The organism is Hydrogenophaga aromaticivorans (assembly GCF_013387465.1).
Taxonomy (GTDB): domain Bacteria; phylum Pseudomonadota; class Gammaproteobacteria; order Burkholderiales; family Burkholderiaceae_C; genus Hydrogenophaga; species Hydrogenophaga aromaticivorans.
The window spans coordinates 339,552-364,394 of record NZ_VYGV01000016.1 but is presented as its reverse complement, the minus strand read 5'-3'; the positions used below and the strand labels follow the sequence as shown (position 1 = coordinate 364,394).

At 61.8% G+C, this 24,843-nt stretch carries 21 protein-coding genes; 14 read left to right on the top strand and 7 right to left on the bottom strand.

The features are described 5' to 3' along the window. Positions 1-15: 15 nt before the first annotated feature. The 6 genes from F3K02_RS18845 (at position 16) to F3K02_RS18820 (ending at position 5,725) form a co-directional block, all read left to right on the top strand. Positions 16-957, top strand: a complete 942-nt coding sequence (locus F3K02_RS18845) for a dimethyl sulfoxide reductase anchor subunit family protein (protein ID WP_177137154.1) — start codon at positions 16-18, stop codon at positions 955-957. Positions 958-996: 39 nt separating this feature from the next. After that, positions 997-1,935: a sulfite exporter TauE/SafE family protein gene (locus F3K02_RS18840; RefSeq protein ID WP_218179495.1), complete on the top strand. Its 939-nt coding sequence runs from the start codon at positions 997-999 to the stop codon at positions 1,933-1,935. 13 nt (positions 1,936-1,948) lie between these two features. Then, entirely contained in the window at positions 1,949-2,377 is a 429-nt protein-coding gene (locus tag F3K02_RS18835) for a hypothetical protein (RefSeq protein WP_177137152.1), read from the top strand. Positions 2,378-2,520: 143 nt separating this feature from the next. Continuing rightward, positions 2,521-3,342, top strand: coding sequence for a universal stress protein (locus tag F3K02_RS18830; protein ID WP_177137151.1), 822 nt, complete (start codon positions 2,521-2,523; stop codon positions 3,340-3,342). Between the two features lie 19 nt (positions 3,343-3,361). Next, complete coding sequence (locus F3K02_RS18825; RefSeq protein WP_177137150.1) at positions 3,362-3,988, top strand: Rieske 2Fe-2S domain-containing protein; 627 nt, start codon at positions 3,362-3,364, stop codon at positions 3,986-3,988. Between the two features lie 84 nt (positions 3,989-4,072). Beyond that, on the top strand, positions 4,073-5,725 hold the full coding sequence (locus tag F3K02_RS18820) for a SulP family inorganic anion transporter (RefSeq protein WP_177137149.1): 1,653 nt from the start codon (positions 4,073-4,075) through the stop codon (positions 5,723-5,725). Between the two features lie 16 nt (positions 5,726-5,741). Here the strand turns inward: F3K02_RS18820 and F3K02_RS18815 are convergent, their stop codons facing one another. Then, the gene (locus tag F3K02_RS18815) at positions 5,742-6,728 is read right to left on the bottom strand and encodes a 3'-5' exonuclease (protein ID WP_177137148.1); all 987 of its coding nucleotides are present in this window, start codon (positions 6,726-6,728) and stop codon (positions 5,742-5,744) included. 675 nt (positions 6,729-7,403) lie between these two features. Between F3K02_RS18815 and F3K02_RS18810 the strand changes: the two genes are divergently transcribed. The 5 genes from F3K02_RS18810 (at position 7,404) to F3K02_RS18790 (ending at position 15,846) form a co-directional block, all read left to right on the top strand. Then, positions 7,404-7,658, top strand: coding sequence for a helix-turn-helix domain-containing protein (locus F3K02_RS18810; RefSeq protein ID WP_177137147.1), 255 nt, complete (start codon positions 7,404-7,406; stop codon positions 7,656-7,658). Continuing rightward, complete coding sequence (locus tag F3K02_RS18805) at positions 7,655-9,013, top strand: HipA domain-containing protein (RefSeq protein WP_177137146.1); 1,359 nt, start codon at positions 7,655-7,657, stop codon at positions 9,011-9,013. The genes F3K02_RS18810 and F3K02_RS18805 overlap by 4 nt, the downstream gene beginning before the upstream one ends. Positions 9,014-9,408: 395 nt before the next feature. After that, the gene (locus tag F3K02_RS18800; RefSeq protein ID WP_177137145.1) at positions 9,409-14,334 is read left to right on the top strand and encodes a hypothetical protein; all 4,926 of its coding nucleotides are present in this window, start codon (positions 9,409-9,411) and stop codon (positions 14,332-14,334) included. Positions 14,335-14,378: 44 nt separating this feature from the next. After that, positions 14,379-15,305: a hypothetical protein gene (locus tag F3K02_RS18795; RefSeq protein ID WP_177137144.1), complete on the top strand. Its 927-nt coding sequence runs from the start codon at positions 14,379-14,381 to the stop codon at positions 15,303-15,305. 121 nt (positions 15,306-15,426) lie between these two features. Further along, positions 15,427-15,846 (top strand): HD domain-containing protein, encoded by a 420-nt coding sequence (locus F3K02_RS18790; RefSeq protein ID WP_177137143.1) that lies wholly within the window; start codon positions 15,427-15,429, stop codon positions 15,844-15,846. A 98-nt stretch (positions 15,847-15,944) separates the two neighbouring features. On the opposite strand, the gene F3K02_RS18785 is transcribed toward F3K02_RS18790, so the two are convergent. The 5 genes from F3K02_RS18785 to F3K02_RS18765 are packed head-to-tail and all read right to left on the bottom strand — an operon-like array spanning position 15,945 to position 20,474. Continuing rightward, complete coding sequence (locus tag F3K02_RS18785) at positions 15,945-16,748, bottom strand: TauD/TfdA dioxygenase family protein (RefSeq protein WP_177137142.1); 804 nt, start codon at positions 16,746-16,748, stop codon at positions 15,945-15,947. Further along, positions 16,745-17,776, bottom strand: a complete 1,032-nt coding sequence (locus F3K02_RS18780) for a zinc-binding dehydrogenase (RefSeq protein ID WP_177137141.1) — start codon at positions 17,774-17,776, stop codon at positions 16,745-16,747. The genes F3K02_RS18785 and F3K02_RS18780 overlap by 4 nt, the downstream gene beginning before the upstream one ends. Positions 17,777-17,809: 33 nt before the next feature. Continuing rightward, positions 17,810-18,784: a Bug family tripartite tricarboxylate transporter substrate binding protein gene (locus tag F3K02_RS18775; RefSeq protein ID WP_177137140.1), complete on the bottom strand. Its 975-nt coding sequence runs from the start codon at positions 18,782-18,784 to the stop codon at positions 17,810-17,812. A 20-nt stretch (positions 18,785-18,804) separates the two neighbouring features. Further along, positions 18,805-19,416 (bottom strand): RBBP9/YdeN family alpha/beta hydrolase, encoded by a 612-nt coding sequence (locus F3K02_RS18770; protein ID WP_177137139.1) that lies wholly within the window; start codon positions 19,414-19,416, stop codon positions 18,805-18,807. After that, positions 19,413-20,474, bottom strand: coding sequence for a beta-keto acid cleavage family enzyme (locus F3K02_RS18765; protein ID WP_177137138.1), 1,062 nt, complete (start codon positions 20,472-20,474; stop codon positions 19,413-19,415). Before F3K02_RS18765 ends, F3K02_RS18770 begins: the two co-directional genes overlap by 4 nt. 141 nt (positions 20,475-20,615) lie before the next feature. Here F3K02_RS18765 and F3K02_RS18760 point away from each other — a divergent pair, with 141 nt between their 5' ends. The 3 genes from F3K02_RS18760 to F3K02_RS18750 all read left to right on the top strand — a co-directional run bounded on the left by F3K02_RS18760 (position 20,616) and on the right by F3K02_RS18750 (position 23,314). Continuing rightward, positions 20,616-21,668: an AraC family transcriptional regulator ligand-binding domain-containing protein gene (locus F3K02_RS18760; RefSeq protein ID WP_177137137.1), complete on the top strand. Its 1,053-nt coding sequence runs from the start codon at positions 20,616-20,618 to the stop codon at positions 21,666-21,668. A gap of 67 nt (positions 21,669-21,735) precedes the next feature. Beyond that, the gene (locus F3K02_RS18755; RefSeq protein ID WP_177137136.1) at positions 21,736-22,266 is read left to right on the top strand and encodes a carboxymuconolactone decarboxylase family protein; all 531 of its coding nucleotides are present in this window, start codon (positions 21,736-21,738) and stop codon (positions 22,264-22,266) included. A 1-nt stretch (position 22,267) separates the two neighbouring features. Then, positions 22,268-23,314, top strand: a complete 1,047-nt coding sequence (locus tag F3K02_RS18750) for a YeiH family protein (protein WP_177137135.1) — start codon at positions 22,268-22,270, stop codon at positions 23,312-23,314. Between the two features lie 254 nt (positions 23,315-23,568). Here the strand turns inward: F3K02_RS18750 and F3K02_RS18745 are convergent, their stop codons facing one another. Then, the gene (locus F3K02_RS18745) at positions 23,569-24,672 is read right to left on the bottom strand and encodes a hypothetical protein (protein ID WP_177137134.1); all 1,104 of its coding nucleotides are present in this window, start codon (positions 24,670-24,672) and stop codon (positions 23,569-23,571) included. Between the last annotated feature and the right edge of the window lie 171 nt (positions 24,673-24,843).

The window sequence follows — 24,843 nt, the reverse complement described above, 5'->3', positions numbered from 1 at the left end:
GCAGCACCCCACACCATGAGACCCGCTTTTTCGGTCATTTTTTTGACGACGCTGATCGGTGCCGCGCAAGGGCTGTTTTTTGCGCTGTATGGCGCCGAACTGACCCTTCTGTCCCAGACCGACGCAGCCGCCGGCCGGCAGTTCCTGTTCCTGGGCAGCCTGGTGGCACTGGTGCTGACGGGGCTGGGACTGATCGCCTCGTTCTTCCACCTGGGACGCCCCGAGCGCGCCTGGCGCTCGGCCACGATGTGGCGCACATCCTGGTTGTCGCGCGAGGTCATCGCCCTGCCCTTCTTCATGCTGGGGCTGTTGGTGTACGGCAGCGCCCAGTATCTGGGCTGGACCCAGACCGTGCCGATCGGCGCCGTGACCGCCCTGCTCAGCCTGGCGCTGTTCGTCTGCACCGCGATGATCTACGCCTCGGTCCGCTTCCTGCAGGAGTGGGCCAGCCCCCTGACCCTGTTGAACTACCTGCTGCTGGGTTGTGCATCGGGCCTCACCCTGGCCACGCTGCTCGCGGCCCTGCTGGGCATGCCCGATCTGGTGCCCCCTTACGCGCTCGCGGCCATCGGGTTGACGCTGCTGGCCGCGGTCTCGCGCGGCGCCTCGCTGGTGCGCAACGCCCGCCTCAAACCCAAATCGTCCGTGCAGAGCGCCATCGGCATCAAGCACCCGCGCATCGTGCAGAAGGCACAGGGCTTCATGGGCGGTTCGTTCAACACACGGGAGTTCTTCCACGGCCAGAGCGCGGCATTGCTGCGCTCGGTGAAATGGATCTTCCTGCTGCTGGTGTTTCCCTTGCCGCTGATGTGTCTGGCGCTGGCCCTGTCCAGCGCCTCCACGGCCTGGCTGTTGGCGGCCTTTGCCCTGCAGTACCTGGGCTTGCTGGCCGAGCGCTGGTACTTTTTTGCGCAGGCGAACCACCCGCAAAACCTGTACTACCAGACCATCTCCTGAATGCGGTCCACCATGCCCCGGTTGACCCCTGCGTCGTTCATGCCCGTTTTGAAAGCCTGCGTGGCCTGGGGCTGGTTGTTCATGCTGCCCGACCTGGCGTTCGCCGGCGACAGCGCGGTGCCCGGGAGTGCGATGCCCTGGTGGTTCTGGCCACTGGCCCTGTTCGTCACCTGCTTCCTCATCGGCATCGTGGCGGTGCCTGCGGGCATCGGCGGCGGCACGCTCTTCGTTCCGATCATCGGCGGCTTCTTTCCCTTCCATCTGGATTTTGTGCGCGGCGCCGGGTTGCTGGTGGCGCTGGCGAGTGCCCTGGCCGCCGGGCCCTTCTTGCTGCGGGGTGGCCTGGCCAGCCTGCGCCTGGCGCTGCCGCTGGCCTTGCTGGCCTGCATGAGTTCCATTGCCGGTGCGTTGCTGGGCCTGGCCCTGCCTGCCGCGGCGATCCAGACCGCTCTGGGCGTGATCGTGCTGGGCATCGTGGTGCTGATGCTGGTATCGAAGAAATCGGAATTTCCTCACGTGCCGCAACCGGACCGTCTGTCGTCCGCCCTGGGCATACACGGCGTGTTCATTGACGGCGCATCGGGGCGCTCCATCGACTGGCAGGTCCACCGCACGCCCATCGGGCTGGTCCTGTTCCTGGCCATCGGCGTCATGGCCGGGATGTTCGGCATTGGCGCGGGCTGGGCCAATGTGCCGGCACTCAACCTGCTGATGGGCGCGCCCCTCAAGGTCTCTGCGGGCACGTCGGGACTGGTGCTGTCGCTGGTGGACTCCTCCGCCGCCTGGGTCTACCTGAACCGTGGCGCGGTGCTGCCCATGATCGCCGTACCATCGGTGGTGGGCATGATGCTGGGGGCACGCCTGGGCGCCCGGTTGCTGCATGTGCTCAAAGCGTCGATCATCCGCAGGATGGTCATTGCACTGCTGCTGTTTGCGGGCATCCGGGCCCTGCTCAAGGGTCTGGGCATCTGGGCCTGAAAGCGACACCGCCATGAACACCCCACCATCCACGAACGCCCTGCAACAACAAGCCGAGGCATCGCGCTATGCGCTGTTGCTCGACTGGGGCACACGCGTCGGCGTCGTGGCGCTGTTCCTCAGTTTTGCGGCCTACCTGACCGGACTGTTGTCACCCCATGTCCCGCTGGAGGATCTGCCCGGCCTGTGGAACCTGCCAGTGGGTGAATTCCTGCAGCGCACCGACACGCCCACGGGCTGGGGCTGGCTGGCGCTGGCCCACAAGGGCGACATGGCCAACCTCATCGGCATTGCCCTGTTGGCCGGCTGCTCACTGGCGCCCCTGCTGGGCCTGATCCCCCTGTACCTGAAACGGCGCGACCACGCCTATGCCGCGATCTGCTTTCTGGTGGCGGCGGTGGTCCTGCTGGCCGCTTCCGGTGTGCTGACGGGAGGGCACTAGGATGAAACACCCCCCGCGCCGCTTCGCGTCACCCCCCTCAAGGGGGGCGGCACTGGCCGTCCGGCAAAGCCGGCCCGGCGGTGCCTCTGGGTGGCGTTGTTTCATGCGTCCAGGGTGGCGCTCCGGCGCCGTGGAAAACTGACATGGGCCATCTCTTCACGCGCCTGCTGCTGGCCACCGAACACACGGCCTACGACACCGGCGCCGAAAGCGTGGCCTTCGGCATGGCCACGCGCTGCCAGCTGCCGCTGCAAACGGTCATGCCCCTGGTCAGCAACCCGGAGTACGAGGCCCTGGCGCCCCAGATCGCGGCCCGCGCCGAGAGCGAGGCGGCGAAGCGGATCGCCGATCTGCGCACGCTCGCCGGAGCGGCCGGCGTGACGATCGAGCTGCGCCTGCGCCGCGGGGAGGAGCCCTACGAGGAGATCGTGCAGGAAGCCCGGGAACAGGCCAGCGACCTGATCATCATCCGCCGGCGCGGCAAGCGCAGCTTCCTGGCCAATTTGCTGGTGGGCGAGATGGTCAGCAAGGTGGTGGCACACGCGCCCTGCCATGTGCTGATCGTGCCGCGCGGCGCCCGCATGTGGAGCCAGCGTGTGCTGGTGGCCGCCGAGCCCAGTCCACAAGGGCGCCAGGTGTTCGCCGTCGGGGTCGCGGTGGCGGCCCAGTGCAGCCTGCCGCTGCACCTGGTGACCGTGGTCGCCACGGAAGGCCTGCGTCCCCAGGCCGAGGCCTTCATCGCCGAGATGCAGGCGCTCGCCGGGCAAGGCGGCGTGGCGGCCCAGGGCGAAGTGCGCTGCGGCAAGCCCTTCACCGAGATTCTGGCCACGGCGTCCGAGAGCCGGTCCGACCTGATCGTGATGGGCAGCCGGGACGACGGCCGCATTGGCCGCGCCCTGGTGGGCGGCGTGGCGCAGAAGGTGATGGGCCTGACCGAACACCCGGTGCTGGTTTTGCATTGTTGACAACCGAAAGCGATTGACCATGAGTGACGCACTGAACTACCTGCTCAAGGCCCGGCCCGACGCGCTGAGCCACTACTTTGCCTTCCTGAAGGACGCGGGCAAACACCTGGACCCCAAGACCCGGAACCTGATCTCGGTCATCACCAAGGTCGATTCACAGACCGAACGCGGCTTCAAGCAGTACCTGGGCCGTGCGCTGCGCGAGGGCTGCACGCCCATGGAGGTGCTGGACGCGCTGCTGATGGCATTCCCCACGCTGGGGCTGGCCAAGATCGTCTGGGCGGTGGACATCATCCTGGCCATGAACATCCCCGAGTTCGATCCGGAGGTGCTCACCCGGACGGCCCGGTGGCACGACGTGATGGACAGCGCCGGGATCGAAGATGGCGCGGTGGTCCGCACGGAATGCGACGGCCGGGGGCTGTTCATCTACCGGGACCAGCAGACCTACAACGTGTTCGACAGCCGCTGCCCGCACCAGAGCACCGACATTCCCGAACTGGCCCTCCAGGACGGCACCCTGACCTGCCCCAAGCACCAGTGGGCTTTCGACGCCCACAGCGGTGCCTGCATCAAGAAAGGCAACAGCCCGCTCAAGCGCTACGAGTCCAGGGTGGTCGAAGGACGCATCCACGCGCACTGGTAGGCCCGCGCCTCTGGCGGGACAGATGCGCCCGTGAGCCGGGCGGGCGTGTCTGCCAGCGCACCCGAGCCCGGGTAGCATCCACACATGCCCCGCCTGCACCGCCTCTTCCCCTTTCTCAACTGGCCCCGGCCCGACGCCGCGTTGCTGCGCAGCGAAGCACTGGCGGGTTTGACGGTCGGGCTGATGGTGATTCCGCAGGGCGTGGCCTACGCCGCGCTGGCGGGCATGCCACTGGTGACGGGCATCTACGCGTCCATGCTGCCGGCGCTGATCGCGGTGCTGTTCAGTTCGTCGGTGCGGCTCTCGGTCGGCCCCACCGCACTCACCTGCCTGCTGGTGAGCGCCTCGCTCACCGGACTGGCCGAACCGGGCAGCGCGCGCTGGATCGAGCTGGCGGTGTGGCTGGCGTTGCTGAGCGGTGGCTTGCAGGTCGTGCTGGGTTTTGCGCGCTTTGGCTGGCTGCTCAACCTCGTGAACTCGCCGGTGCTGATGGCGTTCACGCAAGGCGCGGCGGTGCTGATCATCGGTTCACAGCTGCCGGCGATGCTGGGTTTTTCCGACGGCTGGGCCGCGTTGCTGACGCAGCCCCGGCTGCACTGGCCCACGCTGGCCTTCGGCCTCGGGGCGGCGGCGGTCCTGATGCTGGCGCGGCGCTGGCGGCCCGGCTTTCCCAGCGTGCTGCTGCTGGTGGTGGGCACCGCGGGCCTGAGCTACTGGACCGGTTTTCAGGCCTCGGGCGGCGCCTTGATCGGCGCCCTGCCGCAGGGCCTTCCCGCGCTCTACGCACCGGGCTGGCCAGGCTGGGAAACGCTGCGCCAGCTGTTGCTGCCCACGCTGGTGATCACGCTGGTGAGTTTTCTGGAAACCGCGTCGAGTGCCAAGGTCGACAGCGGCGACCGCGGCCAGCGCTGGGACCAGAACCAGGACCTGATCGGCCAGGGTCTGGCCAAGTTGTCCTCGGCGCTGGTGGGCGCGTTCCCCACCAGCTCCTCGTTCTCGCGTTCGGCGCTCAACCTGTACGCCGGCGCGCGCACCGGCTGGGCGACGGTGTTTTCGGTGGCGGTGGTGCTGCTCACGCTGTTGCTGCTCACGCCGCTGCTGGCGTATGTGCCACTGGCGGTGCTGGCGGCGATCGTGGTGGTGGCGGTGGCGGGCCTGATCCGGCCCAGGGCCTTCCTGCGGCTGTGGCGGCTGTCGCGGGTGGAGGCGGTCACGGCGGCGCTGACGTTTGCCATCACGGTGCTCGCCGCGCCCCAGCTCTACTGGGGCGTGCTCGCCGGCATGCTGATGGCGCTGTCGCACTTTCTCTACCTGCGGCTGCACCCCCGCATCATCGAGGTCGGGCTGCACACCGACGGCAGCCTGCGCGACCGCCACCTCTGGAAGCTGCCACCGCTGAACGATCACACCTGCGCGCTGCGCATGGACGCGGCGCTGGACTTCGCCACCGTCAACGGTTTCGAACTGGCCATCACGCAACACCTCACCCAGCACCCGGACACGCGCCACGTGATGCTGTTCGCGCACCCGATCAACTGGATCGACGCCACCGGCGTCGAAGCCTTTGGCCGCCTGCGCACGCAGCTGGCCAGCCAGGGCATCGCACTGCACCTGGTGGGTTTGAAACTGCCGGTGGAGGCGCTGCTGCGCAAGGCGGGCGAACTGCCCGAAGGCGAACTGCTGCGGCTGTACCGCACCGAGGCCGAGGCGCTGCGATCGAACTGGGAGTCGGCGTGAACACGCGGTTGCGGGCCTACAAGCCCTGTTCAACGGTGCGACCGTGCCTCGCTGAATAACGCACGGTGCTGTCCATCGCTTCGATGTCCAGCCGCGCGCTGCGCCGGCCATAGACCTCGGCCTTGAGCCATGCCAGCTCGGCATCCAGCAGCGCCTGGCTCGCCAGCGTGCAGGTCCAGACCCTGGCATCCGCATCCCACCGGTAGCCCCGGGCCTTCAGCTTGTCTTTGGACTCGAAGGGTGAACCCGTCGCCCGCAACTTGAAGCTGGGCAACGCAGCGGCTGTGATCAGTTGGCTCAGGCCCGTGGTGGCGGGGCCCACGGGTCGGCTCAGCACCTGCAGCAAGGCATGGCAATCCACCTGTGCACGGTGCGCGTCGTAGAACCAGCCCTGGTCGTTGGCCAGCGCACTCAACTTGGACGAGCCCGAACCGGCCGCTTTCCAGTCGATGTCCATGAACGAACAGGCCCAGGCTTTGGCAGCGAAGCAGGGAAAACGGGCCTCCACGAAGGGCCTGTCGAAGCCGGCGTTGTGCGCCACGATCAGATCGGCCTTCGACACCATGGCCGCGACCTGCTCGTCGTCCAGGCGCTGACCCCTGACCATGTCGTCGCTGATGCCCGTCACGGCCAGCGCCGCCGGCGGAATCGGCATGCCAGGGTCTTCAAAACCTTCAAAGACCTCAACCGGCCCCCACGGCAAACCCGTGGCGGCGTCCACCTGCACCAGCAACATGGCCAACTCGATGATCTTGTCGGTCTGGTGGGAGAGTCCGGTGGTTTCGGTGTCGAGCACCAGCACGCGCAGGCCGGCGCCCGGGTTGCCGGGATTCGGACCGAAGTCCATGCAGGGCACCAGTCGGCGCAGGACCCGGTAGTCGGCGTGCTGCTCCAGCAACTGCGCCATCTGCTCCAGATTCAGCGCCAGGGGTGCCACAACGGGTGCCGCGGCCGGCGGCTCCGTGGGCTTGGGCGGGTCAAATTCGAAACTGAACTGGGTCATCCGTGAAGGCTACCTGTCGCATGCGACCGAATGAACAGCTCAAGAGGAGCATGTTGGACTGTCGCGTGGGTCACGAGGAACCCACGTAAGTCGTTGTGATGGTGGTGCGGCTGGCGGGGATCGAACCCACGACCCTTGGCTTCGGAGGGCAAAAAACCATCTGGTTGTTGGATGGTTTTGATCGTTACCCGGTCGTTCTTATGAGGCACTTTTTGAGTGCTTTCATAGTGGGTACGGTGGTGGTTATTCTGCCGTGCAAATGGACAGATGGTTTCAACTGACACAGTTTAATGTCCAACTTCTTTTCGAGCCAAACGCACTCGCCTTCGCATTGTATTGACCCTTGGTCTCATGCGCTGGCTGCGCCAGAAGGCGGGCGCGACACCCTCTTTTGCATGACGCCTTGTCCTGAGACATCCTCGTCGAGCTGATCGGGAAGGTGCTCAAGCCTTACGCCCTCGTGGCTCTGTTGAGCTTCGGATTTTCAGAAACTTCTTCATTGTTTTCTGGCTTTTAGCTATGATTTCGGAATAGCAGAAATTATGTCTGATCTATCTTTTTCAGCGCGAACTTTCTGATACTCCGAAACATATGAAGCCCACTGCCCCCCGCACCGATCGCCCGCCCCGGACCCGCCAAGCGCCCTCGGTGCCGGCCGTCCAGGTTGTCCAAAACATGGTCGACGTCGGCCTGCAGGTGCGTGCGCAACGCATGAACCAGTCGCTGCGCATCGATGATGCGGCCGCCTTGACCGGCGTGTCGGTTGATCTGCTCTCGCGGCTGGAGAACGGCCAGGGCAGCGTGCGCACCGACAAATTGATGGGCGTGCTCGACGGCTTGGGCCTGGCACTGGTGCTGTTGCCCAAAGACCATCCGCAGATGCAAATGCTGCGCGAAGCATCCGCCGGTCATCGCGAGGCGTCCAAGTGAGCACCACCCACTTCCTGAGACTGTGGTCCTTGGACACGCCCGTGGCCGACATCCGCTACCAGGCTGAAGACGAGACCTGGGCCCTGGCCTACAGCCCCGAGTGGCTCGCATCACCCGAGGCTTACGGCCTTTCACCGGCATTGCCCCTGCAGGCACCGGCCGGTGGCTACACATCCGCATCGGTGCGGCGCTTCATCGAAAACCTGCTACCGGAAGGCCGCGCCCTCGACATCGTGGCAGCCAGCCAAGGGGTTGCTAAAAGCAATGTGTATGGGTTGATCCAGGCACTGGGAACCGAGACCACGGGCGCCTTCCGTTTTCTCACCCCCGATCAGGACGGTCGATCAAAGCCCGCTGCAGCACCCTGGCGCCGGGTTTCCCTGGATGAACTCGATCAACGCATCCAGGACCGTGACCACCGTCCGTTCATGGAGTGGGACGGCCAGGTGCGCCTGTCGGTAGCGGGTTACCAGGACAAATTGCTGGTCTATGTGGATGGCGACATGGGGGCGACGGGCAGCCTGGTCTTGCCTGAATACCCGCTCGCATCCACCCACATCCTGAAGCCTCAGCCGCTCGGCAACCAGCTGCCGCACATGGTGATCAACGAGCACTACTGCATGAGCCTGGCCCGGGCCTTGGGACTGCCCGCCGCAGAAGTGTCCATCCTTCGCACGCCCCGGCCGGTGCTGGCGATCCGTCGCTTCGACCGCGAAGTGGTGCAGGATGCAGGTGGCACCTGGGTCCTCCGGCTGCACATCATCGATGCCTGCCAGGCCTGCGACCTGCCCGTGAGCTTCAAGTACGAGCGCAACGTCGGCAGCGCCGGAGCCGCTGCGCAGTACCGTGACGGGGTGAGCTTTGAAAAGCTGTTCGGTCTCCTTCAGTACGTCAACAAAAAGGCGATCGACAAACTGAACCTGTTGCGCTGGGCCTTGTTCCAGTACGTGATCGGCAACTGCGATGCCCACGGCAAGAATTTTTCGTTTTTTGTGGGTCCATACGGACTGTCGGCAGCGCCTTGGTACGACCTGGTGAGCGTCAGCCAGTACCCGCAGATGTCGCAGGAAATGGCGATGGCCTTTGGCGATGCGTTCAGGTTCGAAGACGTGAAAGCCTTTCCGTTGGCCGACTTTGCCATCCGCTGTGACATTGACCGCCGCCTGCTGGCCAGGGAAACGCAGCGCCTGCAGAAAGGCGTGGAGCAACACGCCGTGGCACTCGCCCAATCAGGCGTCTATGAGGACGAAGAACGGGTGTTTGCGTCGGGCATAGCGCAACAAGCGCTGAGCGCCGGTGCCTTGCTGGCGACGATAGCCACTGAAGCGGCCAAATTGCCTTCAAAGTACCTTTGATACGGTTGCTGTCGCCCGAGGGGTTCACTCCGGCAGAAAGCGTCGAGGACCAAGGCGACTCTCTCAACCGCCAGCGCCTGGAGTCCATTGCCCGTGGGCTCGAAGCGGGCTTGATGTTGGTTCGCAAATTGGCGCAGAGCCTAGATCGGTCCCAAGACGCGAGATGCAGCCTGCTTGATGTGCTCAAGTACGGCTGACTACACGGAAGACCTGTCAGCGGTCATCAGTATGTCAGCGCCAACCAGCCCTCCGTTCTCGTCAGTCAGGACTCCACAATTCTGCCCGTCGGAAAAATCGGCGAAAAAAACAGAAATTGACATCCTTCCGGGAGATACCGGCCAAAAGGAGGGTTTTGTCTCCGGGAGTTGGGACAGCGCGCAGCGGATAAACAGGGCATGTCCACTAGTGCCCTCTCCATCGAAAATCCCTTTGATCATCCCCTGCTGACTGCAGCAGGTTGTCCTCCCAGTGGGAACGGTGCGCCGGTATATCTACAGCAGCTAGCCCGCTCGCTGGAAGCATGTCAGGCCTTGGGTGTTGGGGCCAGCACACAAGAGTGGCTGAGGATCGTTCGTCATCTTTCCAGGGCAGTCACAGTCGACGCGCGCAAGGCGTCCGCATCGCCCAAGGCAGCCGACCTCGAACATCAACCCTGGGGTGGGTTGCACGGGTGCATCGAAGCCCGCGGCCTGGTCAAAACCCAGTCGACCAAATACCTCGACACCTTGTTCGTGCACTTTGTGCTGGAAGCCGCTGCAAGCCGCCACCTACTGACCGACGCAGCACTTCAAGGTTTGAGAACCTGCTACATCGCACTCGCAGGCAGACGCAAGCTACATGCCGAGTGGTCTCTATTGACGACACCCGCTCTCATCGAGCGCTCACAGCTCGTCAACCTCCTTGAGGGTCTTGCCCATCCTCCGGTCCGCGCTCTTGGCAAACTGGTGCTGGGCCTCCTTGAGCGACCCATGCCGACGCCGGCTGGCATCGCCGAGTGGGGCGTTCAAAATCAGAAACCAAGCCTGGATTCTGCGAGTTGCGAAAACCCTGAGGAAGGCAAGTCGGATCCTGGCCTTTCGGCTACATCCAGTGGAGTCGATGCCATCGAAGGGCCGGAGAATCCGGAACCGTCACTTCCGAAGTTTGCTCGGGGAGACTCCATCATTGGTTGGCACATCAAGCGAGCCAGCAACGCCCCGCGCAACGACCGGCTTGCGCTCGAATCATGGACCTCGCTTCCGATCGAACAGACGTGTCAGATCGCAGCCAGGCTCCCTGCGCTGCTGACTGACGTCAGCTCCCCATGGCACCGCGCCGCTGTGATCGCTACAACCAGTCTGTTGACCTCAACACCGGGGCATGTGTTGCTGCATGCCAATGTCAATCGTGACGTTGACCTCAACATAGATCTCAATCATCTGCGGTTCAGCTGGACGATGCAGTCGCTTCGAGGCGAGCCCAACATGGCTGACCCGAATCGCAATTCCGCCAAAATTGCGGTCCCGTTTCCTATGCCCTTGGCGCAGGCAATCGCAGGATTGGCGCATGGTAAGAACGTCAATGCCCTTCGGCATTTCTCGGACGTTTTTGGAGTGGACGTCGATACGGCCGCCTGGGATGCGCTGCTCAGGCAGACGCATGACCTGCTCATGGAGCTCAGCGATCCTGCATTTCCAGCGTTCCCTGGCAGATGGGCCAACTCCCTTTCAAGGGTGTATCTCGATTCTTGTGGATCAGATTTGATGGCGAGCGTGTGCTCGCTGGATTTGGCTCTAACACCACAAGCCGCGCTTTACTACTTTCACCCATCAGAGCAGGACATCCGGCAATCGGTCGGTGAAGTCTACGAACGCTTGGGCGTTGGACCTTGCGTTTCTGCCATGGAAGTGGCACACGAGCGTGACATTCCATCGGATGAACACATTGCGGCGGGATTCGCTGAAATGGAAGCGCGTGCGGACGCGTTGCAGGCGATCATTTTCAACAGGCGAACCGACCTGACTTCATCAATTCACAACCTCAACGAACTCACTCAGTTGACGGCAGCACTGACCACATTTCTCGTAGGCGGTCGCGGCTCAAGGGTTGAAGAGATCACATGCGGCGCGCTGTACTGCGCACCAGATTGTTGGTGGCTGGAAGACAAAAAGGTTGAGCACGAAAACTCGTCGAGGATCCTGCCCAAACCAATACATCTGCGTCATGGATTGCACCGATGGTTTATTGCCCGCAAAGCCGTTGCGGAACGGCTTGCAAGCCGCCTGCGACGCGATCTTGCTGAACGATGGAAGGAGCTGGCTTCAGGTCAACTTCGATTTGATGCGCCGGCTTTTGAGTACCTCGATTTCAGCTCAGAGAAGGTCACGAGATCGGCTGTCACGGCCGCGGATATCGAAGCTGTTTCCCAACGCTACTTTTCAGCTGGAAAAAACTTCATGCGCCACGTGCTGATCACCCACTGGGCGCTTGATGGCGAGGACCCTCATCTCCTGCGGTTGATCACCGGGCATGCCACAGCTGGACTCGCGCTGCCTGCCGGAGGGGCCATGTACACGCCGGAATCAGCCACACAAGCTGCCGGCGTCCTACTCGAAAGTTTGCTGAAGAAGTGGCTTCCAGACATCGGCGCGAAAGCATCCTTTCCGGACCCCTATAAATTCGTTGTCACGCCTGGTAGCCGGGTACAAAAAGTTCACTACGCCTATCGTGTGCACATCGAGAAATGGGATGCACCGGTTTTCAGCCGCTGGCACCTGGCCGCCGTCCGGATCATGGATCGTGTCCGGGAGTTGCTGATGAATGGCCATGGACCAAACCACCCACACGCCCTGCTGTGGCTTCACCTGGTCAGCTTCGACGCGCTCAACGAGCCCATCGACCTGGAAGCAATATTTGAAGACATCAACGTGTCGTTCGAACTGGGGTCGGCGGGGTGGGTTGCAAAATTCAAGCGTTCCAATTCGAAACATGTGCTGGTCACGCCTGTTCAGCTACCGACCGCCATATTTCTATCCCGGCATGGTCAGAACGCAGAGATCAAACCAAGTGCTTACTCCGAGGTTCTCGAAGCAGCGGAGAAGTGGATCGGTGAGGCGACCCCTGACTGCTGGGGAGGAGAAAAAGTCGACGTGGCCAAGGCGTTGCTTGCATGCAGCCGGCTGTGGGCCGACTGGTGCCTACCCCCTGCAGTGCAACTCTGCTATTCCAACGACAGTCATGCTCCGGTTCTGGACAGCCGCTCAAATGCCGACCTATTTGGGCTGGAGGCATCACAGGGCGCCGAGCCCCCTGCCCGTCCGCGTCATGTACTTCGGACCACCACTGACTTGTTCAGCGCCTTCTACAAAGTGGTCAACCGCCTGGGGTCATCGCGCCACAAGTTGGGAGAGCAAAAGAAGCGCGCGCAACTTTTTGATCGCTGGGTGTCTTTGTCCAGGATTCCAACAGAAGGCGAACTCACATGCACCTTGGTTCGCGTGGTTTCCGTCAACGCCGCCCGCATCAGAGCAAGCAAACGAAATGCGATCGAATGGAGCAGCCAAGCCACCTATCTGAGTACGCTGCGCCCATTTCTGACTATGGCGAGGAATCTGGATCCTGACGCGTTTGACGCGCAAGAATGGGCTGAATTTTGCCGGGACCTTATGGCGTTTTCACACGCCGATGAAAAGCAAACGGTCACCGCGACCGAAGCGTCCGAGTGGCTCATGGAATGCCTCCGGGAGCTGGGACACCCGCTGCCGTCGCGCGCAGATCTCACTCAGATCAAACGGTACCCAGTAGCCACAGCCACGACAGCGATTGCGGCTTTTACACAAGAACAACTGGATCAAGCCGCTTCTCTGCTGATTTCATCGCAAGACGGCCCCTTACGTCAGGCACGCATTCAGCTCGCGATCAAGTTGCTCGGCAGTCTACCCATGCGATGGAGCGAGCTGGCCACGGCGGCCATCAGCGACGCCACTGCTGACGGCGCAATCTGTATTACATCGCGCGGATACGCACACCTCAAAAGCCACGCGGCTCGCCGAAGGCTGGCACTCACTGAAGAACACCTTCACGAACTCACTTCGCTCATTCAGCAGATCGAAGAACTGAAAACCCATGGCGTTCCTGAGGCCTTGATTTTTGGAAGCAGAACCCTGCACGACGGCACCTGGACCGTGGACTCTGCGTGGATCAGAAGTGCCATCACCGAAGCAATACAAAGTGTTGCCCGGAACCCGAATTTTCGAATTCATGCATTCCGCGCTCACGTCGTGTCTCATCTTCTGCTCCCGGATTGGAGATGGGCAACCAAACCACCTCAGCCAGGAGGGACGGGGCCGAGGGCTACCAGCGCACTGTTTGGGTATCAAAAGCACCGGGCATGGGCCACAGACGTTGTTCGACTATGCGCAGGTCACGCATCGGTTCGGACGACACTGAGCTACTACTTCCATGCTTGGATTCCGGTCAGGGCGCTTGCACTCCGAGCCACACTGATTCGACATCGTCCAACCGAGCATCTGCTCAACCAGCTCGGTGTCAGCACAGCCGCCTTGACCAAGGCCCGCTCACGGGATCAACGGTATCAAGATCCATGGGAGTACTTCCAAAGCAAACTGCCCGAGGGAACCACGAAGGACAAGAGTCAGACGTTGCCACCCATCGCCGCTGTATCACCTGTGCTCCCAGTGAGAACGTCTGCGTGGGGTAGTGCACCTACAAGCGCGGAATCTAATTTGTCGCTTCAGGTGATGTACTTGGGACTTCGCATGCTGGGTCAGGATCAGCGCACGGCAAACAACATGTTGAGCGGTCTGCAACGACAAGCCGTTGATGCCCTGGAATCAAGATTGGCCTTGTCAAATTTCAGTTCAGAGACTCTTCGAGGTCGAGTCAAGGGCGACATCACAGGTCGAGCCATGGCGGCCGACGTTCGGCAGTTGCAATCCCCGCAAGCTCACGATCTCATCACGGTACTTTCAGGCATCCCGACACAGCAATTGCAGATGCTCCTTCAACTGCTTCTGCCCAGGCATGAACTGGTCCACTGGGAAGACGAAATCATCGCCGTAGCACCTCGCTTAGAAAAGTCGCAGATCTGCCTGGAAGTGGTCAGCGATATCAGGAGAGTGGACCCAGCGCTCAATATCCAGCTGTCCAAACTGGATGCGGTGCTCATCGGGTCACCTGCGCACGATATCGGCTCATTGCCTCGCATCTTCATCCAACCCAGAGATCCATGGGCCCGCAACACCGTTGCAAAGGCACGTTGGACCACCCTGGTGAGAGTGCTCGCGAATGCATTGCTCATCCTTAGGACATCCCGGCAGTGATCTGGAAAGCAATCCATTCCTTTTCCCCAACCGCTTGAGTTTGTATGGCTTCTGCTCCACGAAAAACATCCACCCCCCTGACTCAGGCTGCTCGCGAAGGAAACGCCAGAAAGGGCTATTGCGCTTCGGCATTTTTTGCCAGTGCCAGTGATGTACCCGCTGCCGTCAGTGAGGCCTTACCAGACGATGAGTTCTGCACGCTGGACGACATGCTCAAAGCGATGCGCCGCGTCGAAAACCAGCTTTTGACCATGAACCCAACGCCCGGTCGCCATTTCGTGTTGATTCGCGTCAAGGACGCCAGAGACCTGATCCTGACACTGGTGTTGGCCAACACGTCGGTCGGCTTGATGCAAGAGCTGGACCCTACGCCGGAAATTGCTGCTGAACACGTGACGTTGAGAGAAACGGTACAGGCAATCAAGAAGGTGATTGCCGCTGCGCAGAGCGGCTCGATCAGTTTTGAGAGCATCCGAGACCAGTTGGACAAGCTCCCCAATCCAGCTCTGACGAACAGCGTCTTATCCCTGCTAGGTCAGCGAGTACCTACAGTTCAGTCGCTGGCCGGCCCCATTGATCTCAACATGGGAAAGCTTGCCGTCAAGCAAGTAGCGAGCCAGCGCGAGCACCATCTGCAAGGTCGTGTCACAGGGGGGTATGAAGAGCAGGCAGGCACCGTGATCATAGAAATATCTGCACTCGACGATGCCGACACGAGACTGTTCACCTTGGGCAGCCGCATCACACTCAAGGTCGTACAGGAAGAACACCGGGTGAGCCTTTTGTTGGCGCAGTTGGCCAAGGTACCCGTTCGAGTCCGAGTCAAAATTCCACGCATTCCGCTCACCCTGTCCGCGCCTGCAAAGGCAGACTTTCGTTGCGATCTGGAAGATATCGTGGTGCTGGAGCAAACACAGTCACTGGAGCAGATCAAAGAAGCTCTCATTCGCCAGCTGAACTTGGATCTGTGATTTTTCTCTCAGCCCCAAGTGTTCATGATTTCCCGCCACGCGATGACAACGGCGCCACCCCATAGTGGGGCAGATCAAGCATACGATCAGTTCATCTCACCACTGCGCAAAACAACTTCGCATGCCCACACTCGAAAAAGCTCTGGAACTCGCAGCCATTCACCACGCAGGTCAAATCGACAAGGCGGGAGAGCCGTACATCCTGCATGTGCTACGCGTGATGCACGCCGTGGAAGGCATCAAGGCGAAAACCGTGGCTGCAATGCACGACTTGCTGGAGGACACCAAGGTGACCGAGCAGGATTTGCGTGACGCGGGCTTCGATGCGGAAATCGTTGAAGCCGTACTGGCGCTGACCAAGGGACCAAAAGAGACACGCATTGAGGCCGCCAAGAGAGCCAAGATCAATTCGCTGGCACGGGAGGTCAAGTTGGCAGACAACGCCGACAACATGGACCTCACGCGTTTGGCGGACCCGACCGAGAAGGACATGCTACGCATGCACGAGTATGTCCTGGTGCGAAAGCTCTTGCTCAGCTGAAGTCGCTCGAATTTGGCTGATCACTGATAAATTGCATTGCTCAAGGGGACCCGACGCCCGCGCAAAGCGGCTGCCGTGTGGTCAGGCAACAGCGCTTATCAGGCGGGCGCTTCCCCCTTCAGAGTGACGCGGTTCAAAACCCGCTCTTGATCGCCATAGTCGTGCACCGCATAGTGCATGGTGCAACGGTTGTCCCACATGACCACATCGCCGACGCGCCACATGTGGCGGTAGACGTTGTCTGGCTGCGTGCTGTGCACATACAGAAAGTTCAGCAAGGGCCGGCCTTCGGCCTCCGTCATGCCCTCGATGCCCATCACGTTGTCAGGATGCCCGATGTATAGCGCCTTGCGGCCGGTCTCCGGATGCGTGCGCACGAGCGGGTGCACCGCCGAGGGCGCATCGGAGGCAGCTACGCCTTGGGAACGAGCCAGCCGCACGGCGCGGAAATGCACACGCAGACCCTGCAGCATGCGTTGCATGACGGGAGTCAGGCGCTCGTAGGCGAGGTATTGGTTGCTCCACATCGTGTCGCCACCCGCCGGCACCACCTGCGCGCTGAGCATAGTGACCTTTGGAGGAACGGGTGTGTGTGGGGCGTCGTAGTGCCAGGCCTCGGTCGAGACGAGCTCCTTTGACATCGTCCGGATTTGGACCAACTCGGGATACTCACCGAGTTGCAGCTTGGAGAGCAAGGCCGGAACCACCGGTTCGCCCCAGAGTCGGGCGAAAGCGAGTTGCGGTGCCGGAGCAAGATGTTGATCGCGGAACACCAGCACGCAGTGGCGCAGGAAAGCCTCGCGCAGTAGCTCGAACACTTCGCTGGTCAAGGGCTCCGAAAGGGAGATGCCCTCGACGGCGGCACCGACCGACCCGGTGAGCGGGGTTGTCTTGAGGTTCATGCTAACTCCTTGGTTGTGGCCAGTGAGGTCTGTGCACCGGTTTCCATCGCACCTTCATGGACGGCCAGCACGATCTTGCCGAAGTGCTGGTCGCTTGCCATGTAGGCGTGGGCCTGCGCGATGTCATCGAGTGCGAACATGCGGTCGACCGGCAGCTTGAGACGCCCCGCGCGCAGCAGCGGCAGCACATCGCGAGCGCACGCTTCAATCAGTGCAAGACGCTCTTCCTCGGTTCGGGTGCGGAAGGTGGTCCCGACCACCTTTAGGCGATTGATCCACAGGTGCTTGATGTCGACCTGGGCGGTATCGACGCCGCTCATGCGCGCGATGATGACGAGGCGGCCGCACACAGCCAGGCTTTTCAGATTGGCGTCCAACACCGCGCCGCCCAGTGAGTCGATGATCACGTCCACGCCGCGCCCGCCGGTGGCGTCCTTCACAGCCTGCACGGTGTCCTGCTGCGACGTATCGATAGTATGGGTCGCGCCATATTCGCGCAGCCGCGCCAGCTTGGCCGCCGAACGCGAGGTGGCAATGACTTGGCTGGCGCCGAGCTGGGCGGCCAGCTGGATGGCGGCCAGCCCCATGCCACCGGTGGCGGCATTCACCAGTACGGACTGGCCGGCGCGGAATTCGCCATTGGTGACCAGTGCGTCGTGCGCGCTGATAAACACATTGGGGAATGCAGCCGCCTCAGCCCAGGACAGCGTAGACGGCATCTCGATCAGCGCACGCGCTTCGGCCAGAACATACTCGGACTGGCCGCCCCAGCCGTGGCCGGCTACACGGTCACCTTCACAAACGCCGCGCACATCGGGTCCAACCTGGCTGACAATGCCGGCGAACTCGATCCCGGCCCGTATCGGGGCGCCGCTTTTCGCTTCACCCACCCGAATCAATTCACCCCGGTTAAGGCCCGAGGCCATCACCTGCACCACCACTTGGCCGGAACCTGGCGTCGGGCGGGGAATCTCCTGAATTTCCAGGCGGCCGCCTTGCGGGCCCGAAACAATCATGACTGCTTTCATGGCTGACTCATTTCTATCAAGGTTGATGAGATTTCACTTGTTCAGGGTCATCGTGCGGTTCAGTGCTTCGAAGTGGTCGTAGTCAGACTGCAGGCGCTGCGCGAACTGCTGCAACGAATCGGGCAGGATCGGCTCGAATCTCAGCTTGGCGATACTCTCGCGAAACGTCGCCTGACCGGCGATGCGGCGCGTAACGGCGTAGAGCTGTTCGACAACGGCGGCAGGCACCTTGGGTGACACCGCAATGCCCTGCCAGCTGCTGAAATCATTGAACTCCGGAAAACCCTGTTCGGCGAAAGTCGGAACCTGCGGCATTTCGGGATAGCGGGTGGTGCCCGCGATGGCCAGTGCCTTCAGCTTGCCGCCCTGCAGCAGGGGTCCCGAGGTCACGACGCTGTCCAGATACATCGTGATCTGGTTGGACATCACAGCGAGCAGTGCGGGAGGCGTACCCGAAAATGGCACGTGCAGCATGTTCACGCCAAGTTTTCGATTGAGGATCTCTCCCCCGCGTTGCGCAATCGTTCCGGGACTCGGTGACGCAAAGCTGCTCTTGTCCGGCGCTGCCTTGAGCTGCTTCACCATGCCGGCCAGGTCATTCGCGGGGTAGTCGGGCGCAACGACCAGAAGGTAACGGTACTGCGTGAGCGCCGCCACCGGCAGTACATCCTTCATCGGGTCGAAGGGTGGCTTCATCACGTGCGGTATTTCCGTGAGCACGTTGGAGCTGGTGTACAGGATGGTATGACCGTCGGCAGGTGCGGTCAGCATTGCCTGCACGCCGATGGCGCCACCCGCGCCCTTTTTGTTCTCGACGATGACAGGTTGGCCGACTTCCTTGGACAGAAAGTTGGCAAAGATGCGAGCCGGCACGTCCATGTTCCCGCCGGGCGGCGCGGGGACGATGAGCTTGATTGCCCGCTCGGGCCAGGCTTGGGCCAGCGATGAGCAGGCCAGCAACAGCGCGCCGAGCGCGAAACGACAAGACACTGGGATTGATGCTTTCATGATTGTCTCCTTGGTTTGTTTCACGCGATGCGGTCTTCTGCGGGCGATTGGACTTTCAACATCGACGTGTCTTGCGCCAGTTCGCGGACCAGTTGACTCGCAGCAGGCCAGGGGCCGAAGCCCGAGGCCGGATTCAGGTGGCCACTGTGACCGAGGTCGAACAGGCGAGCGCCCCAGGCTCGCGCCAGTTCGCAAACGCCCTCATACGAGCCCAGGGGGTCGTTGCGGCTCGCCGCCACGATGCTGGGAAACGGCAGTGGCGAGCGGGGTACCGGCGTCCAGCCGTGGCGCTGGAATTCGGCAAGGGCCGGAAACTCGGAGCCCAGGGGGCCCGCGAACAGCGGCGGCGTCGCCAGCAGGGCGCCGTGAATGGCAACTCGGGTGCGCTGGGCCCAATGCACCGTGGCAATGACTCCGCCACTGTGCGCGACCACCACCACGGGCCCCTTGATGGCCCGGACAGCCTCTTCGATCTGCGTCATGCGGATATCCAGGTCGATGTTGGTGCGCCCCAGCGCAGGGAGCGAGCGCACATTGGGCAGTTCGCTGGTCAGGATCGACTGCCAGTGCGCCGGTGTCTCCTCGCGCAACCCCGGCACCATGACAACGGTCACTTCATGCAGGTCTTTCATGCCGCCACCTTGCGTTCGGCCAGTGCCGGCCTGAGCGGCCGGTGCGCGGTTGGGTAGCGCAACTCGGCGAGCGTCTGCTCGGTCGTCTGGTACTGCGTGCCGATCTTGAAGATCGCACGGGCCTCTTTGGCCGATGCGACCCCTCGCCCCAATTCCCGCGAAATACGCACCAGTTGTTCGATCTGCTTCACGCTGCTGATGTGCTCCCCCTTGGGACCCCAGAGCGTGTCCTCGATACCGCAGCGCACGTGCAGGCCCATGGCGATCGCCATGGTGTTGATCGGCAGACAGGCGCGCATCAACGCTTCCAACGTGAGTGTCGACCCATCGGGGAGCAGGCGGATGAACTCCATCATGCTGTAAGGGTCAGGGTTGTCGAAACCACCGCTGAGCGCGACCCAGTTCACATTGAGTGGCCCCTTGTAGATGCCCTGCCGGATCAGGCGCTCAAGGGTGACGAGTCCCGACTTCATCGTGATCTGGAAGTGCGGCTGGATGCCATTGGCCGCCAGTTGCGCGAGATGCTCCCGCAGCCAGGCGGGGCCCGCTGGAACGACCATCTCCTCATAGGCGTCGTAGACCGCCTTGCGTTCGAACGAGGTTCCTGCGCGGTCCTCGGGGGTCATGATCTCCACCGTGTTCATCTGCCCGGTGTTGACGGCCACGGTGACCTGTTCGGGCGTCGGCTTCAGGCGCGCCAGCATGTGACGCTTCTCGTCGCTCAGCCACTCGGCGGGGGCGCCTTCCTCGACGGGCGCGAACGAGATTGAGCCACCGACCTGGATGATCATGTCGGGCACCGCCTGCTTCAGGCGCGAGAGAATCTCGTTGAAGCGGTCCAGGTTCTTGCAGCCAGAACCATCATCCTCGCGGGCATGAAAATGGAGCACCGTGGCGCCAGCGTTGTAACAATCCACTGCCTTTTGCACCTGCTCCTCGATCGTGACCGCGATGTCGGACGGAAAGTCGCCTGGCTCCCATTGCGGGCCGTACGGGGCGGCGGTGATGACAAGTTTTTCCTGGTTTTCGGGCAGCAGGGCTCCGTCGAGAAAGTGCATGGTGATCTCCTGTGTGGGCTGCGGTGTCTGCGATGGCAGGCCGTGACCGCGCTTGCAGATATGATGCGGGGCGCCGCCTCGACAGAATTGATCCGTTGTCGCGTAAAATTGATTATCTGTAGCAGGCGAAGGCTATCGAAAATGTCCATTGCCCAGATGCCCCACCTCATCCGCAGCGCCAGCCTGACGGGGTTCGCGGACTTGGCGCAGTCGGCAGGAATCGACCCTTTTGCGATGATGCGTAAGGTGGGCCTGCCTCGCCGCTGCCTCGACGACAACGAGACCTTGATCGGCATGGAGGCGTTGTGCCGCTTGCTGGACCACTGCGCCCAAGCCTCGGACATGGAGGCGTTCGGCCTCAGATTGGCCAGTCGCCGCCAAATCTGGGAACTCGGCCCCGTCAGCCTCGTGATCAAGCAGGAGCGCACGGCGCTGGGCGCGATCAAGACGCTGCTGGGTTACAACCGTGTGCTGAATGACGCACTGCTGGCGCGGGTTGATGAAGAGGAAGACGTCGTCGTCGTCCGCGAGGAATTGATACTGGGCAAATCGGTGCCGACGCGCCAGGCGATGGAACTGACGGTCGGCGTGATGTTTCATGTGCTGCGCGATCTTCTGGGCCCCAGCTGGGAGCCTCGACTGGTCTGCTTCACCCATCGGCCACCGCGGGACCTGCGTTTTCACCGTTCCTTTCTCGGCAAAAACCTCGAGTTCAACAGCGCCTTCAACGGAATCGTCTGCGCAGCAAGCGACATGGCCCGTGAGTTGACTTCGACGCAGGCCGGGCTCGCCAGTTTCGCGCGCCGTTTTATGGACTCCGCGCTCAACCAGCGCAAGCCGGCGCGCAGTGAGACAGTGCGCCACCTGATCGCGGCGTTATTGGACAGCGGCCGTTGCACGGTCGAGAAAGTGGCACAGCACTTGGGTGTCAGTCGCCAGACCTTGCACCGGCAACTGAGCCTGGAGGGCGAGCAGTTCAAGTCGGTGCTGGATTCCGTCCGCCGCGAAGTTGCGCTGAAGCTTCGCGACGACAGCGACCATTCACTGGAAGACGCGGCTTCGATGCTCGGCTTCTCCTCAGCCAGCGCCTTTGCGCACTGGTTCCAGGCCAGCTTTGGGACCAGCTTCATCAGATCTCGGCGGGCTCGCCAGCGTGAGACGGAAGAACAATTCCATGTGACAGGCGATCAATAGGTTCCGGCCGACCGATCGACATAATTTCTCTTGTCGCGGGAGACCGCTCACCGAAGGAGACAAGAGCATGGCACGCATGGAGATGGTCGATACGAATACCGTGGACCCGGAGCTGAAGGACGTCTTCGAGAAGATGAAGCAGCAAGGCACAGTGCTGAACGTCTGGCGAATGATGGCCTGGTCCCCGTCGCTGGCCAAGGTGTGGGCGCCTTTCTCGCGCGGCCTTCGCAACGACCTTTCTGTCTCTCGCAGGATTCGTGAGCTACTGATCGTGCAGATCGCCTTGCGGCACGAATCCAAGTACGAATACGGACACCATGTGAACATGGCTCAAGCCGAAGGCGTCACGCCGGCACAGCTGGCCTCATTGCCCGATTGGCGCGATAGCGCGCTGTTCGATGCGGACGAAGCCCTGGTGTTGCAGCTCGCGGACGACCTGACGCAGCCCAGCGGCGCGAGCGCGGCGACCATGAAGGCCTTGCTGGAGCGCTTCAAAGAGAAGCATCTGATTGAGCTGCTCGCAACCGGCGCGTTCTATTGCGCCGTGGCGCGCATCGTCAACTCGCTGGACTGCGAACTCGAACCTGGAGTAGGCTGACATGCTGGCCGCTTACGAGTTGAAGGTTTCCCGCTCCTTTGCCTGGATCGTTGCGCGCATGCCGGGCGCTTCGATCAGTGTCATCGTCGCGGTTGCGGCGATGTTCATGTCAGAACACTATGGCGCACCGGTCATGTTGATGGCTTTGCTCCTGGGAATGGCGCTCAACTTCCTGTCGCAAGACGGGACTTGCCAAGCCGGTGTCGACTTCGTCGCCAGGCAATTGTTGCGCTTCGGCGTTGGCTTGCTGGGCCTGCGCATCACGCTGGACCAATTCACAGCGTTGGGGTGGCAGCCGGTTCTGATGGTGGTGGTGACCGTAGCGCTCACCATCGGTATCGGGGTGGTTCTGGCCCGGGCAATGGGGTTCAGGGCTTCTTTCGGTGTGCTGACGGGTGGCGCGGTCGCGATCTGCGGCGCATCGGCTGCATTGGCCATTTCCGCCGCGCAGCCTGGCCATCCCTTGAAGGAAAAGGCCGCGTTGTTCACGGTGATCGGGGTCAGCGCGCTATCGACATTGGCGATGATGTTGTACCCGTTGATCACAAACAGCTTGCACATGACCGATGAGCAGGCGGGCATCTTCATCGGCGGCACCATTCACGATGTCGCGCAGGTCGTGGGGGCTGGCTACAGCATTTCGGACGAGGCCGGCGACACCGCGACCTTGATCAAGCTGCTGCGTGTCTCCCTGCTGCTGCCCATCATTGCGATCGTCGCCTGGGTTTCGAGCCGCCAGGCGGCATCCCAGGGCGAAGCAAATTCAGGCGAAAAGCGAGCGCCGCTGCTGCCGGGTTTCGCGGTGGCCTTCGCCGTTTTCGTGGTCGTCAACAGCGCAGGTTGGGTACCTGATGACCTGGTCAAGATCGGCCAGTCAGCTTCGCAATGGTGCCTGATCGCCGCCATGGCCGCGATCGGCATGAAAACCCACCTCAAGGAAGTACTCGCCGTCGGCTGGAAACCGGTCGCATTGATGCTGATCGAGACGGTGGCCCTTGCGCTGATGGTGTATGTCATCTTGCAGACGCTTGCGGCACGATCAATCTGACTCTCCCCCAGAACCGAAATTGTTTTTGGTTCTGACTCGCACTACGGAAACGTTCAGAGCAGGCATATTCGTCGCACAACGAATGAAAAGGACGTCCCTGTCCCGAGTGATCCACACAGTTGCGGGGTACGGCATCCATGTGCCTCGACGAGAAGTTCAATCTCCCCTCAGCTCACTCGCTCTTTGTGGAGGGGGGCATTCCACCGCCGGGAGGGCTGCGGCGATTTTGGACCACCAGGGCAACTGATCAGAGGTCACTCATGTTGCGTGCTTGTTTCCTTGTTGGTCAACGCGATGTGGTGGGCCATCTCGGACGCTTCACGCGTGTATCCCATTTCCATGATGTCGGCGAGGCACTCAAGTTCGCTGGCCCAGTGCCCTTGCGACTTCGATTCCCAGCGCGAGACGTCCAAGGGGAAACTGGTGACATGGATGGCAAGGGCAACGCGTTGATCCGGCTTGGCCTTGCGAAGCAACCCAGCGTCCAGGATTGACGCGATACGAGAGGGATCTCTGTCGACGCACAGGTCGAGGCGGGGAGGCGCCGTGATGTCAAGCTCTGGAAAGTGTTTGGCGGCACCGATGACCCCTCCGATGCGAACGGTTTGCGGGAGCTTGTCGGCTTCCCGAAGGCTGGCAAGGCGCTTGACCATCTGTTCGGGTGTGTTCTGGCCGGTTGGATCTGTGAACAGGTGTACCTTGCGCTGCCGGGCATGTTCACGGGCCAGCTCCATCCATTCCCCTGAGGTCAGATATCGCAGCCGGACACCACGCTCACCCGAGTCTTCCAACCATCCCAGGTCTGCAAGCTCCTTGAGCACTGCCGCCACGGTTGGATAGCTCACTCGGCAGGTCTCCTGCAGGTATTTGACCGTCACCGGGGAGGCATTCCAAAGACGCAACTGCGCCAGGGCTGCAACGACGATCTGCCGTGGAGGGAGTTGGTGGGCGTAAACATCCTGGCGCTCCTTGGCAACCAGTTCTTCCAACCAGTCATAGAACCCGGCTGGCGCGTTCTCCATCGAACCACTGAACGCGTTCACGATGTGTTCCTGCGGATTCCCCTTGCCAACGAGGAAGTGAATGCGGTCTGCAATCGCTGGGTGGATCACTTGCCGAAAACGCACCAGTTCTTCTTTCAGTCTCCCGGATGAGAGCCGCGTTTCAACGACAACGCACACGGCCTGGTTTTTCGAAGGCTCTTGTCCGATGATGAAAGCGAGCGTCAACAAGGCACCTCGAACGTCGCGCACGCTGTTGGTTTTCTTGACTTCAACATGTATGTGACCGTTGGAACCCTTCCAACAGCCATTCGCATTTGTGTCTGGCGCCCGTGATTTTCGAAGTTCATCGATCATGAAGTCGCAACCTTATCAAAGAGGTGGCAACTAAACAATCATGTGGCGACTTAAAGTTGAGGCTTTATTGGCGCAGTTCGAATAGACCGAGGTTCCCCACGCGCCTGCCGTATGGGCAAATTCAATCGCACCTGAAGTGAGGCCCACCAAGACGCCTTCTCTTAGTGTGCG